This is a genomic window from Caballeronia udeis (assembly GCF_001544555.2).
Lineage (GTDB): Bacteria > Pseudomonadota > Gammaproteobacteria > Burkholderiales > Burkholderiaceae > Caballeronia > Caballeronia udeis.
The window spans coordinates 1-16,493 of the sequence record NZ_FCOK02000124.1 but is presented as its reverse complement, the minus strand read 5'-3'; the positions used below and the strand labels follow the sequence as shown (position 1 = coordinate 16,493).

The window sequence follows — 16,493 nt, the reverse complement described above, 5'->3', positions numbered from 1 at the left end:
GAAGACGAATGAACTGCAGCGCTATCGCCAGGCTGTGCATCCGATCGAGTTCGAAATGTACTACTCGCTGTAAAGCGGCGATGGTGCATTGAGGCGAGGATTATTCAACAACAGCCGCACCGCTTTGAGGCGGTAGCGGAGGAGGGCGACGGCAAAGTTTTGTCACTGCCTGCGACGCAGCGGTTCAAGCTGCGCACGGACCTCTTGCATCCGGGGCAGCGTCGGCGCTGCCCCGGAATTCGGCAAGGCGCAGATCCTGCGTCGCTAGGTTAGTCGCACGGTATTGTGACGACGGCCAGGCCGTTACACCGTTCCACCAATTCACTGTGGGCAAGCCCCCGACCCAACCAGCGCGTGAGTCTGCTACGAGTTCGATGACCCACTACCAGCATGTCGGCGTTGAGCAAACTAGCATGCGTTGAAATGCTGCGCATCACGTCGCCATAGGCCATATGGCCGTGTGCCGAGATACAGCTATCTGTCATATGATCAAGCGCTTCCTGCAGCACTGCCAGCGTCGCGTCTTGGATTTGGATAAATGCCAGATCAGACAGGCATCCGACGCTGGCGGCAATAGCTGATTCAATGGGAGCGACGGCCAGAATGTCGGTATGCGCCTCGAACGCAAGCGCAAGGTCTGCGGCGCGATGCAACGCGGATCTGGCTTCTCGTGAGCCGTCGTAATACAGCAATATTCTTGAGAGTTTAGGCATGAGAGTAGACGCCAGAAGAGGGTGGGTATGATGGCCTTGTATTACTCGTCATATTTCAGAACGTTTGACGACCAGATGTATTCCCTCTGGAGAAGAGGTATTTTGCTATCCGAACAATGCGGGCGGAGATCGGTGACGTCGCGGTATTTCAGGAGAAACCTTATTCGGAGACCACCATTGTCCCGGACCACTGGGTTCCCACTACGGTCATTGCATGCCAGCGTGCGTGGACCGCGGGCCAAACCGCGCGTGCTGCCGAGTGTTGGAAGCGGACACGACCAAGTGGGCTCATGTGCCTGCTCGCTTGCAGGCACACTTGTTCTTAAGTCATTGACGCAGCCAGCTGCTTAATTAAAAAAGCGTTAACCCCACCGCCGCATTCTCCTCCGGGGTCGCCAACCAGTAGCCGTAACGAATTGCTGTTGCCGCAAAGTGCTGCAGTTCTTCTGGGGTTGGAGGCAACAGTTTCGTTTGTGTCGCGACAGGACGACCCACGTCTTCGAAAAAGCGTCCGAGTTTTGCTGTGGTAGTGACGAGGGTTATCGCAGGCTCAGTCGACGGGTTTCGAAACGCATGTTTCGCCAGACTTGGCACTTGGACAAAGTCCCCGGAAAAACACATGGTCCAGTTATAGTTTCCATCGGTTTCGATTAGGACTTCTTGTTGCCAGGACATCATCAGGAAGCACTCTATTCCCGTGTGACTATGCATCGGTACAATGCCTCCCGGTGGAATGATGCCCTTCATCACGCAAAGTGATTCGTCTGCCTCTTCTGGCGTCGTCAGAAACTGTAGGGTCGGGCCAAAGACGTCGAGGACGGGATGCGCGCTATGCTTGAAAATGCGCACTGAAGGGGAATGGATGGGTGAGTTTTCCAACTTGACGCTCCTTCCAATGGGTTGTGTACAGATCGGCTATGTTTATGCGTATTCCGCGCTGCAGGCTATGCGCAGTTTTCAGGATCTTGCCCGCGCGTTCACCGATAACAACGCAGGCGGCCATGGTGTTGCCTCCATCCCAATGAACTGAAAGCACCGTCATCCAAACCATCAGGAGTCGAGCGTCATGATCGCGCTGTCTTTCAGCCTTGCTTCGACGAACGCTTGGTCGCGATCGGCCGACACAAACGTCGTCCTTGCGCAGGTCCGTCGATGTTTAAGCGCTTCTTGACTTCATCGTAAGGAATGAGTCCTCCGACATCTGGCTAGTGACTGAGACGAGAACGCCGGAGCGTGGAAAAATATTCCATCTACCTCGCGGTAATATTGCAGCGCGCGTTCCTGGCGCTTTTAATGACCGGACGCAAGCACTCCATATCGTGTTCAAGTAACGCTATGATTCGTGATAGCCGGCATGGAATAGGCGGTCATTTTCAAGTGTTATCTATAGGACTATCACGAAACACTTGAACATCGGTGCTTACCTGGCGACCACCAGGGCATCTGTCCCCGTGTGCTCACCTGTCGGTTGCTTCCCTGGAAAATACCTCTCGCGGATCGTGTTATAGGTTGCGCGATTCGGCCACCGGTTTGGCAACTAAGGTACCTCATGTTTTTACCGACCAACGCTCATCGGAGGCCCAATTGAAAGCTCTGTCGCTGAAGTTTTCGGAAACCTCGACTGCGAGTGTAACAAGCGCGGACTTTCTCTTTGTACCTCCGTTGCCGGATCTGCCGGTGCGGGAATTGTCCTCCCTGGCATTCGTGCACAAAGTCAGCCGAAATGGATTACAGGTATGGTCGCATCGTGCGTATCGTCAGGATTGGCTGGAGCAAGGATTCTTTGGCAGCAAACGTGTCTTGCTGAATAAGCCGGAAATGATTCACAGGGTGCTGGTTGAAAACCATAACAACTATCGCCGTACTGATACTGCGATTCGGCTATTGCGACCGCTGGTAGGCGATGGATTACTGTTGAGTACCGGCGAAGACTGGAAGCATCAGCGACGTACCATCGCGCCGGCGCTCGCGCCGAAGATGCTTCCCCTGCTAGCCCGGCACGTGGTCGAATGTACGGATGAGGATGTGCAGTCGCTTGCCAGACGTAACGGAGCGCCATTCGCTTTGCTTCCGGAAATGCAAGCACTTGCATTGAAGATCGCCGCGCGCTCGATGTTTTCTCTGGAAACCTGGGAGCACGGTCCCGCGGTGCAATCGGCAATGATGCGTTTTACGAGGGAGTGCGCTCGCGCCCGGCTGTCGGACATGATTGTTCCGCTACCTGTTCCGACCTATCACGACATCGCGCGAGCGCGTTTTCGCGCGCGGTGGTCGGCACTTGTCGACCGGATTATCGAAGCGCGCGAGCGTATGCCAGATGCTGGTGCTCCTCGTGATCTGTTCGATCTGCTGCGGGCCGCACGTGACCCTGAAAGTGGCGCTGCGTTCACGAGAGCAGAGCTACGCGATCAGATTGGCACGATGATCGTAGCCGGCCACGAGACGACGGCACATACGCTCTTCTGGTCTCTCTATCTGCTGGCCAGTTCACCGGAACACCAGGCAATGGTTGCTGCGGAGGTCCGCGGCGTCGATCTGAGTCCAACACACGCAGGCGAAGTTTTCCCAACATTGAATTACACGCGCGCCATCGTCAGTGAAGCGCTGCGCCTATATCCGCCCGTGTGGGTACTGACGCGCCAGTGCGTTATGCCGGAAGAGATTGAAGGACTGAGAATCGCGCGGGGTACGCTGGTCATGATCAGTCCTTGGGTGCTGCATCGGCACAGTTCGCACTGGTCGAACCCGAACGCGTTCGATCCTGGGCGGTTTCTTCCCGACGCGGCGCCCCCGAAGCGATTTACCTATCTGCCATTTGGCGCAGGTCCTCGAGTCTGCGTAGGCGCGCAGTTCGCAATGGCCGAAGCGACGCTGGTCCTTGCACGTCTAGTGCAGGCATTCCAGGTCGAACTCGCTGACGGAAAACCTGTTCGTCCGACTGCCGTCGTGACGACGGGGCCAGATCGAGCGGTTCCCTTCCGGCTAAGTTGTCGGGACGCGTGACATAGAAGCGCAAGCAGTTGATGAGCCTGGTTTGCCGTATTCCGGCTCTGGCGCAAATGAAGGCAACTTCGCATCGGTCCGATACACACTAACGACAATCTACGGAGACCAGACCCGCTGGCCGCAAGCTCTGCTTAGGCCATCCGCTTCAGCGTCCCGAGCGCGAACATGGAAGCCGCCGCGAGCAATGCCGGAATAGCCATGACTGAAAATATCGTGGCACCTCGCCATCCCGCGGCGAGCATCGCCGCACCCGCCATCGAACCAACGACAGAACCCATGCGACCAATACCCGATGCCCAGCTGACACCCGTGGCGCGGCAGTGCGTCGGATAGTAACTGGCAGCCATCACGCTGATGCAACTCTGCGAGCCGCTAATGCAGCATCCCGTCAGAAACACAGCCATACCTGTCAATATCAGCGAGTCGGTCCGGCCAATCGCAAAGATCGCCGCGCTGCCGAGGCAATAAGCGATGGCAATGACGCGCGTAGGTTGTACGCGATCCATTGCCGTGCCCATGCCCAGTGCGCCGACAATGCCGCCCGTTTGCATCAGCGCTGAAATCAGGGCTGCTGAATGGAGGGACGTGCCGGCGGCGTGCAAGAAGGTGGGCAACCAGCTCGAAAGCAGATAGATGATGAGCAGGCCCATCACAAAGGTGATCCATAGCAGCAACGTACTGCGCCAGCGTCCGTGACGAAACAGCTCCAAAACAGACGTCAGCGGGCTCGATGCTTTTGCATCGACTACGGTGAATGGCTGGTCGTCGTCGAGAGAAACACTGGGGGCAAGATGTCGCATCGTACGGGCGATCCGCTCATGCGGAGCACCTTTCGCAATCATGAAGCGAACGGATTCCGGTAGCAGCAGGAGCAAGACAGGCACCAAAAAGAGCGGCGCCAAGCCGCCAGCCAGGAGCACACTGCGCCATCCGAAGTGCTCCGCCAGAGAGGCCGTTACGAGGCCTCCGAATGCGCCGCCCAGCGAGAAACCGCAGAACATCGTCGTGAGCATCGTCGAGCGCCGGCGCTCCGGGCAGTATTCCGCGGTCAGCGTGATCGCATTCGGCATGGCGCCGCCCAGGCCGAGTCCGGTGATAAAGCGCAGGACGATCAGCACGGTTAACGAGGGCGAAAATGCCGAGGCGAAACATGCCAGCCCGAACCAGGCGACCGCGCACACCAGAATCGTGCGCCGGCCTACACGGTCTGCGAGCGGTCCGAACAGGAACGCCCCAAGCATCAGTCCGAACAGACCGGCGCCGAACATGGATGCCATCGCCGCCGGTGCCAACGCCCATTCACCGCGTACATAGGGCGCGAGAAAGCCGATTGCCGCGGTGTCGAATCCATCGAGTGCCACCACCAGGAAACACAGCGCGACAATACGAAATTGAAACAGGGAAACGGGATGGGTGTCGATCAACTCGCGCACGTCGCGGGTGGGCAATGTATTCATTGGGCGGGATGGCTGCATGTCTCATTCACTATTCTATCGGGGGTGATAGCAACATTCGTGCGACGCGGTCGTGCTCAGAACGTGTGTCGCAGGCCCACGCGCAAGGCGAGTTGCCGGCGCGTACTGGACGGCGCAAGTGTGTTGATCTGCGCCAGGGGCTCGCGTGGTCCGCCCGGAAATGCAGCTATACCATCGCCAACGGCGAGCTGCGCGACTCCCTGCATGTACACGTCGGTGCGGACGGACAAGAAGTAATCGCCCAGCAGAGTGATCTGGTGAAAACCAGGGCGCAGATCGCCGCCGTGCACTCCGCCGCCGGATACATCGCCTGCTGTGTAAGCGTATTCGGCACCCAGCATGAAACTTGGGGAGGGGTGCCAGGCGGTATTGATTTCATAGGTGTCGAATGAAACATCGTTGCCGGCTGAGGTCAGGATCTGGCTCGAAAGCAGACGAACTTTCGTGTACACCAGACCAACGGTGACCTTTCCGAATTGATATGCACTGCTGATTCCCAGACTGTTCTGCTGACGTGTCTTTAGCAGATTTGCATAGGGAAAGCTCGGATTGAGTCCGAGGGAACCCGGATCGCTGAGTGCACTCGAACTGGTGCTGGTATCGGGCGTATAGGGATTATTGGCAAGCGTATAGGCAACCCCCAAGCGAAACGGGCCGTTGGTATATGCGCCACCCACACCCCATGCATTGCCGTTGGCGAACTGTCCCGCCTGGCCCCCAAAACTATAGATACCGCCCAGTTGCACACCGCCCATAGACGTGCTCATCAGCTTGATGGAATTGTTGTCGCGCGAGAAGGGCGTCATGTTGTCCAGATTGCCCCAGTGCGCGGCATACAGGCCGCCCCACTGAAGCGCTGCGGATTGAGGTGCAACGAACGACACCATGGGGTCGTACTGCCGTCCGAGCGTAATCGTACCGTGCTCGTTGCTTAACCCGACGAAAGCCAGCCGGCCGAACAGGCGGCCACCGGGAGTCGCGTTGCCGCTGCTGATGTCGAAACCGTTTTCCAGCGTGAACACGGCGCGCGTCCCGCCACCCAGATCTTCCGTGCCACGCAGTCCCCACCGGCTTCCTTGCAGAACGGCGCTCGGCGTTGCCCACAGTGCGCCACCGGAGGGCGTTACACCTTTGGGGAAGGTTGTGACGGCATTGTTCACGTAGGTCACGCCGCCATCGATGACGCCGTACAGATCGACACCGTTGCCTTCGGCATGGGCAAGGGAACTGCAAGATAACACCGCACCTAAGCAGAGCGGAAGGTGGTTCATGAAACGTCTCCTGATTTTTTATTGGGCTGAAGCAACGAAGACCGGATTTGGGGCTTCGGTTTACTAGGCGATAGCAGACGGGTAGGGGCTTGTTTCGCTCAGCGCGAGCATCGCTCGCGTCAACTGCTCCATGCCATCCGACCTCTGCCGGGCATACGCCGCGTCGAACCACACATTGCGGGTTTCGTGCGGATCCTCCGCAAGGTCGTACAGCTCTCCCCAAGGCTGACCGTCATACAGGCTCATGCGGAAGCGCTCCGTTTGCAGCGTGCGTACGCGCGGGCGCGATGCGAACCCGAACAGCAGGCGCTGCGCTTCCTCTTCGATCACTACGGCATCGCGCCAGGCGGTCTCACCTTCCATGAGCGGCAGCATCGAGGTGCCCTGAATGCCGTTGAACAGCGGCACGCCGGCGCGTGTGAGGATGGTTGGAGCAATATCAGCGGTCGAGCACAACTTGCTGTGACGACCCGCCATGGCGGGCGCCTGCGGGTCGGACCACATGAAAGGAACGCGCGTCAGGCTCTGATAATGCAAGGGGCCTTTCCACAGCAATTGATGCTCGCCCATGAAGTCACCGTGGTCGCTCGTAAAGATCACGATCGTGCTGTCCGCGAGTCCGCGCGCTTGCAGATGCGCCAGCACGCGGCCGATCATGTCGTCTATGAAGCTAATCGATCCGTAGTTCAGCGCGATCGCTTCGCGAGCCTCGCGTTCCGTACAGGCGAACAACGCCGGCGTATGTTTGACGGCCTTGCCTTCGTCGCGCATGCGATGCAGCCATGCCAGATGCGGCGGCAACTCGCGGCCGGCGACATTAAATGATTCCGGCAGCGTCATGTCCTCCGGCGCGTACTTGTCCCAGTACCGCCCCGGCGGAGTGAACGGATGATGCGGATCGGGAAACGAGCACTGCAGGAAAAACGGTTGCTTGCCTCCGGCATGGGTATCGAGCATCCGCATTGTCTGGTCGGCGATATACGCAGTCGGATGGCAATTTTCCGGCACGCGTGTGCGCCAGGCCTGACCAGCCTCGGCAAGGGCATAGCCGGGTGCGGGAATGGCGAACCGCTGGCCGGCGACAGCGGCGACCTGCGGGTGTTCGCTTTCCAGCCAGCGTCGATAATGTCCGCCCGCGGTGTCGCCGTGATCGATTGCCAGCACGACGTCGTCGAAGCCGTAATACGGACGCGTGACATCATGCTGTTCCGACGCGCTCCACGCCGGTCCCCATTCCTGATCGTAGCGTCCTGTAGGGGCACACAACGCTTCCGGCAAGCGGACCTTTCCCGGCTCAGGAAACAAGGCTGCCTTGCCGGTCATGTTTTGCAGATGCCCCTTGCCGACCAATGCAGTGCGATAACCGGCGCCGCGCAACGAGTCGAGAAACGTCCGCGTCCGCAGCGACAGGGGAATTCCGTTGTGCCGCACTCCATGCACAGAAGGCCACCGGCCCGTGAGCAAACTTGCTCGATTAGGCATGCAAACCGGTGATGCGACATAGCAGCGTTCAGCCAGCCAGCCGCGCGCGGCCAGCGCGTCCAGCTGCGGTGTCCGCACCGTGCGGTTGCCGTACGCGCCCAGATGATCCGCGCGCTGCTGGTCGGTTATGAATAACAGGAAGTTGGGCTGGAAGGTCATTCAAAGGACAATGAAAGGAATGCGTCGGTCAAAGGCGTCCGGCTCTACGACCGGGTGAAGCGCAGTATGAATTGCGATCCATCCGTAAATCATGAATAATTTGCGTGAATTGATATCATAGAAAATATAAATGAACGCGCTCGTCAACGTCCTTACGCGCCGCCTGAAAATGCGCGATCTGGAAATACTCGCGACCATCGGATCGACGCTCAGCCTGACCCGTACAGCCGATCGAATGGCGATGACTCAGCCCGCGCTGTCGAAATGGTTGAGGGAACTCGAAGAACTTCTGCTCACGCCGCTGTTCGAGCGAACCACCCGACGCATTACGCCGACCCCTGCCGGGCAAATCGTCATGCTCCATGCGGCCCGTATTCTAGGAGACCTGCAGCGCATTACGTCCGATCTGGAAGCGCTGCACGACGGCCTGAGCGGCGTCGTACGCGTTGGTGCTCCGTCGGCCGTCGCAGCCGTCCTCATTCCGGAAGCCGTAAAGCACGTGCTGCGAACGGGAGCCCAATTGCAGATCCAGCTTTGGGACGGAACGCTCGATCGCCTTTTGCCGCTACTGCGCGAGCGTGAAATCGATCTGGTATTGGGACGTCTGGATGGGGAAACGTTGAACGCGGGCTGCCATCATGAACTGCTCTACGATGGCCCGGTATGCGTGACGGCTGGCTTGCAGCATCCGCTGCAAGCGCGTGGTGATATTGAATGGAAAGATACGATCGACTATCCATGGATCGTCCCGCCGGCCAGTTCCCCCATGCGACACAGCCTGGAGAGTGCGTTTGCACAGGTGGGTCTTGCGATGCCGCGCGCGTTGATGTCGTCGGCTTCGCTGCTGATCAACAAGACCATTGCGGAGGACAGCGAGTGCCTGTTCGTGGCCTCTTTGCATATGGTGAAGGAGTTGGAAAAAAACCAGGGTGTGCGTCATCTGCCGCTATACGTTCCGGGTGTCCCGCAGGGCATTGGCATGCTGTGGGCCGATGCCGCTACGCCTGGCGTAGCGGCATTCATGGCCGCTCTGCGCATCTCTGCAGCAAGGCAAGCGCACGCCATCCCGTTGTGATGCGAATAGGGCAGGCGAGCGGCCAGGCGAAACGCCCGCGCTTGAGCCGCTTGATCAGACCGTTTAGTTCGACAGGTCAATACGTCCGAACACGCCCGTCGTCTTGCTCGGTCCCGCAGCGTAGAACAGTGTGTTCTTCGGTTGGTTATCCACGTCGTTGCCGAAGCTCATGCCCCACAGGCCCGGCTGCGTGAACGGTGTGCCGTCCTTCTGGATCAGCTTGCCGAGATCGCTCCCGGTATTGGGATCGAACGCTTCGATCGTGCCGTCGCCGAAGTTCCCTACGAGAAGGTCGTTGCTGAGCGGACCGAAGTTAGCCGGTGCCTGCGCGATACCCCATGGTGCATTCAGCACACCACCGGTGCCGACGATTTGTTTGATGAAGTGGCCGCTGGTATCGAATTCGTCGAGAACGCCAAAGCCTGCTCCGACAACCTGTGCCGAAGCGGTCGCGTTCTGCTTTGCATACGTTACGAAGATGTCGTTGCCAATGGACTGAATGCCGAACGGTGCGAACCCGGCGGGCAGGTTGGGGTCCTTGAACTGACCGTCGAGCTGCACCTTTTGGAACGTCGCGTTAAACACATCGACTTTGCCATTGTGGAAGTCGGCCGCGTACAACATGTTCTGGCCGTTCACCGATGCCGCCGTCAAACCCTTATAGATTGCACCGCCAGCTTGATCGTCGAATGCGGTGACAGCTTGGGTCGGCAGGACTTTCGGCGACCAGGCGGCGATCGTACCCGCGTCGGTTGCCCAGGCAAACACGGCCTTGCTGCTGTTGCCGCCAGAGCTGATGACGAAGTCGTTGGTCAAGTTGAAGATGATGCCCGTGGGACCGGCAGGACCTCTTGAACCATCAGGTATGCTAACGACAAGGGATTGCACAACACCGTTTCCATCATACAGCGAAGATTTATGTGTCGTGTTGTCGGAGACCCAGAACGTGCCGGTCGGATTGAACGCGACTCCCCAGCCATTCTGCAGGTTCGGATCGGTATGTGCAGTGGCAATACTGCCGTCAGACACCAGCGTTGTCGACGTAAATGCTCCAGACGGTGGAGGCGAGCTATCGCCACCACCACATGCCGAAAGGCTACTCACCAACGTTCCTAATACTGCAATTGCTGCAACCGCGCCGAATGCCTTCATTTTGTACCCCTATTGAGATGTGTTGTGCATGGTCCACATTGAGAAACGACAATCAACGAATTGACTGAGCCTGTAGTCAACCGCGTTGATTTCCTGAACGGCCATGTCGTCAGTCACATTCAAAACAATCAGGCCTGTCGATTTATTCCATCGCTCACGACCGGATATAAATCTTGAGCCGCGAGCGCTCATCACCTACGGGGCAAGTTATTGGATTTCTTCAGCGAAACAGCCAGTGTCGCGGTTATATTCCATCCGGAACCGCATTTTTTATGTCAGGCTGCGGCCCGGCATTTCTATGAAAATAGATCACCCAGAATGGTGTTGCCGAGACAGTGATCATCGACAAGAGCGGCGCCAATCTCGCTGCGCTCGAAGCCATTAATGGTGATCGTGAAATGCTCATCGAGATCCACCAGCCCAAATGTCTCAACAACCTCATCGAGCAGGTCCATCGGACGATCAAGCGACGCACGCGCTCCATGCCGGCGTTTGAAATTTCACTGTGCACGCATCTTTTTGGGCGGCATCGTTAACCTTATTAAGTTTTATCTGCATGCCTAATGAATTATCTTAATGCGGTTTACTAAAGATACTTAACACAACAGCGAAGCATCAAATTTATTCCGTGCCAGCCAAAATAAGTGGGTGCGGGTTGGGCGCCATCGAAGCCGGGGAGGTTCCCTGGCTGAAGAGCGGGGCGGCCCCGCCGGACGAGATCTGCTTGCCGAGCGCCGTCAGGTCGACGCCGTCAGGCTGACCGATCAGCGCATAGCCGAGATTGGCCCGCCGCCATGTGACGACCGTCATGGACGCCACGCGTTGATCGGCGACCGCCGCATCGGGCTTAACATCTTTCATGACGCACAGCGCAATGGGTGGGCCTTTCTCGGGCAAGTAGACAATCTGGGCGAGCGGTTTGTTGTTGAAGCGCAGGCGCTGAACGCGCTTAAAGGTGAGTCCGGCCGCGCTCAGGTCGGGAATGCGGAGCGCGAGGCCATCATCCTGACGAATTTCCTTGACGGTCTCGATAGACGAATCGGTGCTGGCATCGACGTTCGCGAGCGTCTCGCGGGAATAGAGCTGCTGATAGTTGGCCGCCGCCGTCACCCAGGGCGACACCCCCGTGCCGGCCAACCCAAGCGAAGCGCCCGCATTCGATCCCGGACCTGCACCGGTACCCAGCCGAAGCACGAGGCCGCAGGCAAAAGCACCTGCCAGGAAGGCGACGCCGAGCCACGTCGGCGCAACGCGCAACCGCGAGCGGATGGGTGAAGAAGACGCGCTCCCGGGAGCGCGGGGAACCGCAGAATCATTGGCGCTAACGTCGGGACTGACATTCGGATCCGCGCCCGGCTGTGCGGCTTCAGCCTTTGCAGCGCGCGCCATTTCTTCGATCTTCGCGCTAAGGCTTGGCGGCACGGGCGGCAGTGTTTGCGCCGCGAACGCATCGCGATACGGCAGACGCGAAGCCTGAAAAAGCGCAACGCGCTCGGCGACGTCGCGAGACGTGCGCAGTTCGCGCTCGACTTCGTCGCGTTCGTGCGGCGGCAGTTCGCCGTCCACGTAGGCCATCAGCAGAATATCGTCCGATTTCATAAATAAGGCTGAACTTTGCTTTCGCTGATGATTTGAATTTTCGCTGTTCTCGTGGGCTGATTCAAGAATCGTTAAATCGCTGCTATGTGAGCGTCTGGATTCATGATGACAAAACCAGTGGATCGCCGAGTCAGGCCTGTTGCTCAATCAAGCTTGTTACAAGTGTAACTGCGTTTCGTGGATGAGCGGTGCGTTGTGTGTTTCGCGCAACCGGACGTGGTTCGATCGACTAAGCATTCCGCTTACGTAAAACCAACAGACCCGGCGTTTGTGGCGGATTCTTGGCGAAAACGCGCGGCTTAAGACTTAGCGCCTAAGCCTTATACCCGCTAGTGTTTATTCCGCTAGCGCCATTGAAACAGACGTCGCGTTGCTGAATAGCTGATCCACCTCGCGGTTCGAAATACGTTTGCCAAGCGCGCTCAGGTCGACGCCTTCGGTCTTGCCGATCAACGCATAGCTAAGTTCCGCTTGCCGCCATGTGACCACGTGCATGGTGTCGACCACCTGTGCGGCGACTGCGTGATCCGGTTTGACGTCCTTCATCACGCATAGCGCAATAGGCGGGCCTTTCTCAGGCAGATAAACAATCTGCACAAGCGGCTTGTTATTGAAATGCAAGCGTTGCACGGACTTGAAGATCAGGCCGGCGCTGCGTAAATCGGGGATCCGCAGCGCGATTCCGTCGTCACGGCGGATGTCTTCGACTGTTTTTGACACCACTTGGGGATTGTCTTCGACATAAGCCAGCGTATCGCGCGTGTAAAGTTGCTGGTAGCCAACGGCCGCGGCGACCCATGGGGACAGGTTGCCGGGGATCGCCATCGCGTCGCTGCCCGAACCCGGCGCACCCGTATCGAGAAGAGGCCCGAGCCGTAAAAATAGCCCTCCGCAAAACGCGCCCGCGACGCACGCCGCCGCCAGCCACGTGGGCACCGAGCGCAAGCGCGAGCGAACCGGTGCGGCGCCGGGAGCTGCGGACGGTGTCGGAATCGAAGAGCCGTTTGCACCCTGAGTCGCGCTTTTACTGGTATGTGCGGGGGCCATTGCTTCGATCTTCCTCGTCAGCGAATCCGGGACCGGCGGCAATTTTTGCGTAGCGAACGCGGCCTTATAGTCGAGACGCGACGCCCGCAGCAGCGCGACCGTCTCAGCCGCTTCGGCGGACGCACGGATGTGCTCTTCGACTTCCCGGCACTCGTCGGGTGACAGTACTCCGTCTACGTAAGCCATCAGCAAAAGGTCATCGGCTTTCATGCGATGGAGTCCTTTCGCGTCACCGAAGCCTTGGGCTTAGGATCGTGCGTGTTGAATAGCGCGCCGACGGCCTGCCGCGCGCGCGACAGACGGCTCATGACCGTGCCGATAGGTACTTCCAGAACATCTGCCGCTTCCTGATAGCTCAAGCCTTCGACCGCAACCAGCAACATGACCACCCGCTGCGCTTCCGGCAGCCGTTCAACGGCGCTGATGATCTGGCTGTGCATGAGCTGGGTTTCCGGGCTCTTGTCGACCGGGTCGGCGACGTTTTCCAGGAAGTCGTCGTCCCATTCCATGCTGGAGCGCTTGCGTACGCTGCGCGCTCGCAATTCATTGATCCAGGTGGAGTGGACAATCGAAAACATCCAGCTTAACGGGTCCGTATCAGGCTGCAATTGATGCGCTCGTTCGAGCGCCCGCACGCATGCTCGCTGGACGAGATCCTCGGCGTCGTGTCGGTCGCCCGAAATGCGGAGCGCAAATGCCCACAGTCGCGGCAGCATATCGGGAAGCATGCCTGGTAAGTCTGCGCCGTTCATCGAACGAATGTCTCCGGTGGTCCCAGTGTCTAGCCAAGTGCTGCTGACCGCGTGCATGCCGCGTCGCTTTAACCGCGTAGCTTAGCGTCATGCGGTGTATTTCGCTTGGAGCTGGATGCAGCGGGCGCTAGCGGCTACCGCTCCCGGATAGCGCCTCTTCACGGGTGCGGCGATCGAACGACACGGCATAAGCCGCGGAGCGGGCGGCGAGAAGCGGGTCGTCGGAAGGCTCGATTCCAGCAGGAAGAATGAGCGGATCGAAATTGATATCGCGGCACGCTCCGTCGATCTGCGCTTCTGCTTGATCGATGACGATCAAACCGGCATCTATACGATGCGACTCCCGTTCTCGTGGCCACACGCGGGTAGCGTCGTCAGTCGGATCGCCAGGCGCAGCCGGGGTAATCATCAGGCGCCAGCGAACCGGGCCGCGCTCTAGTCGCGTGGTCAGGCCGTGGGCGAGAAAATCCGGATCATGCGCCTCGCTGCTGCTAACGGGTTGGTATGGCGTATCGGGCACTACGCTCCAGCGTACGAAGTGAATGGCACCGGCTGCATCGATGAATCTGAACGCGTCGATGCTGAAATAGCTGGCGTTATAGAATGCCGACGACGCCGGGTGATGCGCGAGCCACTCGTGAAAAGCCCTTGTTTCAGGGTGCTTTTTCAGAAACTTGTCCATTTTCGCGGGGTCCGGCCGGCCGGTGCCAGGGGCGGGTCGAAGCGCGATCAGTTGTTGATAAAGTGCTTGCGGGGTCCTTACGGCGAACATTGGCGCGGAGTTCATTGCCGTGCGCCATTGTTGCCCGTCGGCCGTCGCAAAGCGCAGTGCAAAACTGCGTACCGGCGCGTTGGCGTCGTCCTGGGCAGGATCGCTGCCCGGCGCTGACAGGCGCCCGATCACCGGCACAAAACCTGGTTTGAAAACGCTTGCTCGCGACAGTGCCGTGGCATTGCCGTTGCTTTCGAAGTGGCCGCTCACGCATATTCCTTTTGCGTGATTGCGCCGGAAACCCGGATGCCGGTGTGTGTCCGCTTCGAACGCGTCGATCAGTTGTTGCGCCGTAAGCGTTTGCCCAAGTCGCGACCAGTGCGTCCAGCCAGCCACCCATGCAAACGATCCGATGAGACCACCCAGCGAGATGGCGACGATGGCGTAACCAAGAACCAGGCTTGAACGACGGCGCTTACTAGTCATGAGATGCGTGGCTTCACTGGTACCAAACGAGACGAGGTGGGAGCGAGTCTCGCTTGGTTTTACACGGCAATACCGGAGCCCGCAAGGGAATAAGTATAGACGAGGATGTCACGCCTTATAGCAAGATGCGGGCGTAATGAGGTTTCAAACCAGTGTCGCACATGAACAAGTTGCTGAAAGCATTGCGGCAATGTTCGCATAGGACTGCTTTTTAGAATGCCGTGCCGATCTGGAACTGGAACTTCTGATATTGGTCGCCGGCATGCTTCGTCACCGGGAAACCCAGGCTCAACTTGAGCGGACCGATTGGCGAGATCCACGCCAGACCCAACCCGTAGCCATACCGCAGGCCGTTCGAGCCAGTCGTCGTACCGCCTTGACCCGGGTCGCCCCAAACATTGCCGCCATCGAGGAAGGTGAAGACGCGCAACGTGCGGTCATAACCTGTACCTGGCAACGGGAAGGTCAACTCGATGTTACCCACTGCCATGCGCGAACCGCCGATCGGGTCGCCCGTGGTCGTGTCACGCGGACCCAGCGAGCTCGGTTCATAACCGCGAACCGAGCCGATACCGCCGGCGAAATAGTTCTTGAAAATCGGATAGGTTTGGCCGGCGAGGCCCTTGCCGTAGCCGCCCTGCAAGTTCAGGCCGAGCACGAAACCGCGCGCGAACGAGTAGTAATACTGCGCTTGGGCATCAGCTTTTATATAGGTCGTGTTGCCCGCCGGCGTGCCGTATTCCGCGTTCGTCTGCACGTAATAACCACGGCTCGGGACCAGCGCGCTGTCACGATTGTCGCGTGACCAGCCAACCGTCACCGGCACGTTGTTCACGACGCGGCCGAATTCCTTCACGTAGTTGATATAGCTTTGCGGCGTGGCGGAATCGATGTCGAGCGTGTTCTGCTCGAGACCCGCGCCGAAGAACACCGTGTCTGATTCCGAAAACGGGATGCCGAACTTCAGGTCACCACCGACGGTAACGATCTTGAAGCTCGAATTCGTGGAAAATATCAGCGGCTGGTATGTACGGTAATACAGGTCGGTAATGCGCTTGATGCCGTCGATGGTGAAATATGGATCGACCTGCGTCACGGTCAACGTTCGGAAACTGCGAGCCGTGTTGACGTTCACCGAGAGGCTGGTACCCGAACCGAACACGTTGTCCTGCGACACGCCGGCTGACAACACCACCTTGTCCGTTGACGAAAAACCCGCGCCGAGCGTAATCGCGCCGGTCGGCTTTTCCGTGACCTTCACGTCCACGTCCACCTGGTCGTTCGTGCCTTCCACAGGAACGGTGGTCACGTCGACGTCGGTAAAGTAACCAAGACGGTTCACGCGATCCTTCGACAACGCCAGCCGGCTCGAATCGAACCACGAGCTTTCGAGCTGGCGCATTTCCCGGCGCACCACTTCGTCACGCGTACGCGTGTTGCCGACAATGTTCACACGCCGCACATACACGCGGCGGCTCGGATCCACGTTCAGCGTCAGGTCGACGGTGTGATCGGCCTGATTGATCTGCGGCTGCGCGTTGACCTGCGCGAACGCGTAACCATA

Annotated in this window: 14 protein-coding genes and 1 pseudogene; 4 read left to right on the top strand and 11 right to left on the bottom strand. The window is 58.6% G+C overall.

All coding sequences use genetic code 11. The features are described 5' to 3' along the window. Positions 1 to 269: 269 nt before the first annotated feature. Together AWB69_RS43075 and AWB69_RS43070 are read right to left on the bottom strand one after the other, a co-directional pair. Positions 270 to 713, bottom strand: a complete 444-nt coding sequence (locus AWB69_RS43075) for a universal stress protein (RefSeq protein WP_082913853.1) — start codon at positions 711 to 713, stop codon at positions 270 to 272. A gap of 351 nt (positions 714 to 1,064) precedes the next feature. Continuing rightward, complete coding sequence (locus tag AWB69_RS43070; protein ID WP_062092870.1) at positions 1,065 to 1,592, bottom strand: cupin domain-containing protein; 528 nt, start codon at positions 1,590 to 1,592, stop codon at positions 1,065 to 1,067. Between AWB69_RS43070 and AWB69_RS48420 the strand changes: the two genes are divergently transcribed. Continuing rightward, entirely contained in the window at positions 1,576 to 1,743 is a 168-nt protein-coding gene (locus tag AWB69_RS48420; protein ID WP_156529185.1) for a hypothetical protein, read from the top strand. The two genes, AWB69_RS43070 and AWB69_RS48420, sit on opposite strands and share 17 nt — an antisense overlap. Positions 1,744 to 2,222: 479 nt before the next feature. Beyond that, positions 2,223 to 3,716, top strand: coding sequence for a cytochrome P450 (locus AWB69_RS43065; RefSeq protein WP_156529184.1), 1,494 nt, complete (start codon positions 2,223 to 2,225; stop codon positions 3,714 to 3,716). 134 nt (positions 3,717 to 3,850) lie between these two features. On the opposite strand, the gene AWB69_RS43060 is transcribed toward AWB69_RS43065, so the two are convergent. From AWB69_RS43060 to AWB69_RS43050, 3 genes are all read right to left on the bottom strand, one after another. Next, on the bottom strand, positions 3,851 to 5,176 hold the full coding sequence (locus AWB69_RS43060) for an MFS transporter (RefSeq protein ID WP_062092868.1): 1,326 nt from the start codon (positions 5,174 to 5,176) through the stop codon (positions 3,851 to 3,853). A 74-nt stretch (positions 5,177 to 5,250) separates the two neighbouring features. Further along, complete coding sequence (locus AWB69_RS43055; protein WP_062092867.1) at positions 5,251 to 6,465, bottom strand: porin; 1,215 nt, start codon at positions 6,463 to 6,465, stop codon at positions 5,251 to 5,253. Between the two features lie 63 nt (positions 6,466 to 6,528). Then, positions 6,529 to 8,106: a sulfatase family protein gene (locus AWB69_RS43050; RefSeq protein ID WP_062092866.1), complete on the bottom strand. Its 1,578-nt coding sequence runs from the start codon at positions 8,104 to 8,106 to the stop codon at positions 6,529 to 6,531. Positions 8,107 to 8,236: 130 nt separating this feature from the next. Here AWB69_RS43050 and AWB69_RS43045 point away from each other — a divergent pair, with 130 nt between their 5' ends. Continuing rightward, a complete protein-coding gene (locus tag AWB69_RS43045; RefSeq protein WP_062092865.1) occupies positions 8,237 to 9,181 on the top strand; it encodes a LysR substrate-binding domain-containing protein in 945 nt (314 codons plus the stop codon). 63 nt (positions 9,182 to 9,244) lie between these two features. Here AWB69_RS43045 and AWB69_RS43040 read toward each other — a convergent pair whose 3' ends face one another. Beyond that, positions 9,245 to 10,285 (bottom strand): TIGR03118 family protein, encoded by a 1,041-nt coding sequence (locus tag AWB69_RS43040; RefSeq protein ID WP_407923089.1) that lies wholly within the window; start codon positions 10,283 to 10,285, stop codon positions 9,245 to 9,247. 330 nt (positions 10,286 to 10,615) lie between these two features. Here AWB69_RS43040 and AWB69_RS43035 point away from each other — a divergent pair. Then, a pseudogene (locus tag AWB69_RS43035) lies at positions 10,616 to 10,864 on the top strand (IS6 family transposase); the annotation flags it as partial. Between the two features lie 90 nt (positions 10,865 to 10,954). Here the strand turns inward: AWB69_RS43035 and AWB69_RS43030 are convergent. The 5 genes from AWB69_RS43030 to bamA all read right to left on the bottom strand — a co-directional run. Further along, entirely contained in the window at positions 10,955 to 11,932 is a 978-nt protein-coding gene (locus AWB69_RS43030) for an anti-sigma factor (RefSeq protein ID WP_062092862.1), read from the bottom strand. A gap of 336 nt (positions 11,933 to 12,268) precedes the next feature. Beyond that, complete coding sequence (locus AWB69_RS43025) at positions 12,269 to 13,189, bottom strand: anti-sigma factor family protein (RefSeq protein WP_062092861.1); 921 nt, start codon at positions 13,187 to 13,189, stop codon at positions 12,269 to 12,271. Continuing rightward, complete coding sequence (locus AWB69_RS43020; protein WP_062092860.1) at positions 13,186 to 13,731, bottom strand: RNA polymerase sigma factor; 546 nt, start codon at positions 13,729 to 13,731, stop codon at positions 13,186 to 13,188. Before AWB69_RS43020 ends, AWB69_RS43025 begins: the two co-directional genes overlap by 4 nt. Positions 13,732 to 13,858: 127 nt before the next feature. Next, a complete protein-coding gene (locus tag AWB69_RS43015) occupies positions 13,859 to 14,929 on the bottom strand; it encodes a catalase family peroxidase (RefSeq protein ID WP_062092859.1) in 1,071 nt (356 codons plus the stop codon). Positions 14,930 to 15,140: 211 nt separating this feature from the next. Continuing rightward, positions 15,141 to 16,493, bottom strand: a 1,353-nt coding sequence (gene bamA, locus AWB69_RS43010) for an outer membrane protein assembly factor BamA (protein WP_063978047.1), incomplete at its 5' end; no start/stop codon positions are given.

Coding starts and splice junctions, on each gene's coding strand:
- AWB69_RS43075 (WP_082913853.1), bottom strand. CDS start 713: ATGCCTAAACTCTCAAGAATATTGCTGTATTACGACGGCTCACGAGAA.
- AWB69_RS48420 (WP_156529185.1), top strand. CDS start 1,576: ATGGGTGAGTTTTCCAACTTGACGCTCCTTCCAATGGGTTGTGTACAG.
- AWB69_RS43060 (WP_062092868.1), bottom strand. CDS start 5,176: ATGAATACATTGCCCACCCGCGACGTGCGCGAGTTGATCGACACCCAT.
- AWB69_RS43055 (WP_062092867.1), bottom strand. CDS start 6,465: ATGAACCACCTTCCGCTCTGCTTAGGTGCGGTGTTATCTTGCAGTTCC.
- AWB69_RS43050 (WP_062092866.1), bottom strand. CDS start 8,106: ATGACCTTCCAGCCCAACTTCCTGTTATTCATAACCGACCAGCAGCGC.
- AWB69_RS43045 (WP_062092865.1), top strand. CDS start 8,237: ATGAACGCGCTCGTCAACGTCCTTACGCGCCGCCTGAAAATGCGCGAT.
- AWB69_RS43030 (WP_062092862.1), bottom strand. CDS start 11,932: ATGAAATCGGACGATATTCTGCTGATGGCCTACGTGGACGGCGAACTG.
- AWB69_RS43025 (WP_062092861.1), bottom strand. CDS start 13,189: ATGAAAGCCGATGACCTTTTGCTGATGGCTTACGTAGACGGAGTACTG.
- AWB69_RS43020 (WP_062092860.1), bottom strand. CDS start 13,731: ATGAACGGCGCAGACTTACCAGGCATGCTTCCCGATATGCTGCCGCGA.
- AWB69_RS43015 (WP_062092859.1), bottom strand. CDS start 14,929: ATGACTAGTAAGCGCCGTCGTTCAAGCCTGGTTCTTGGTTACGCCATC.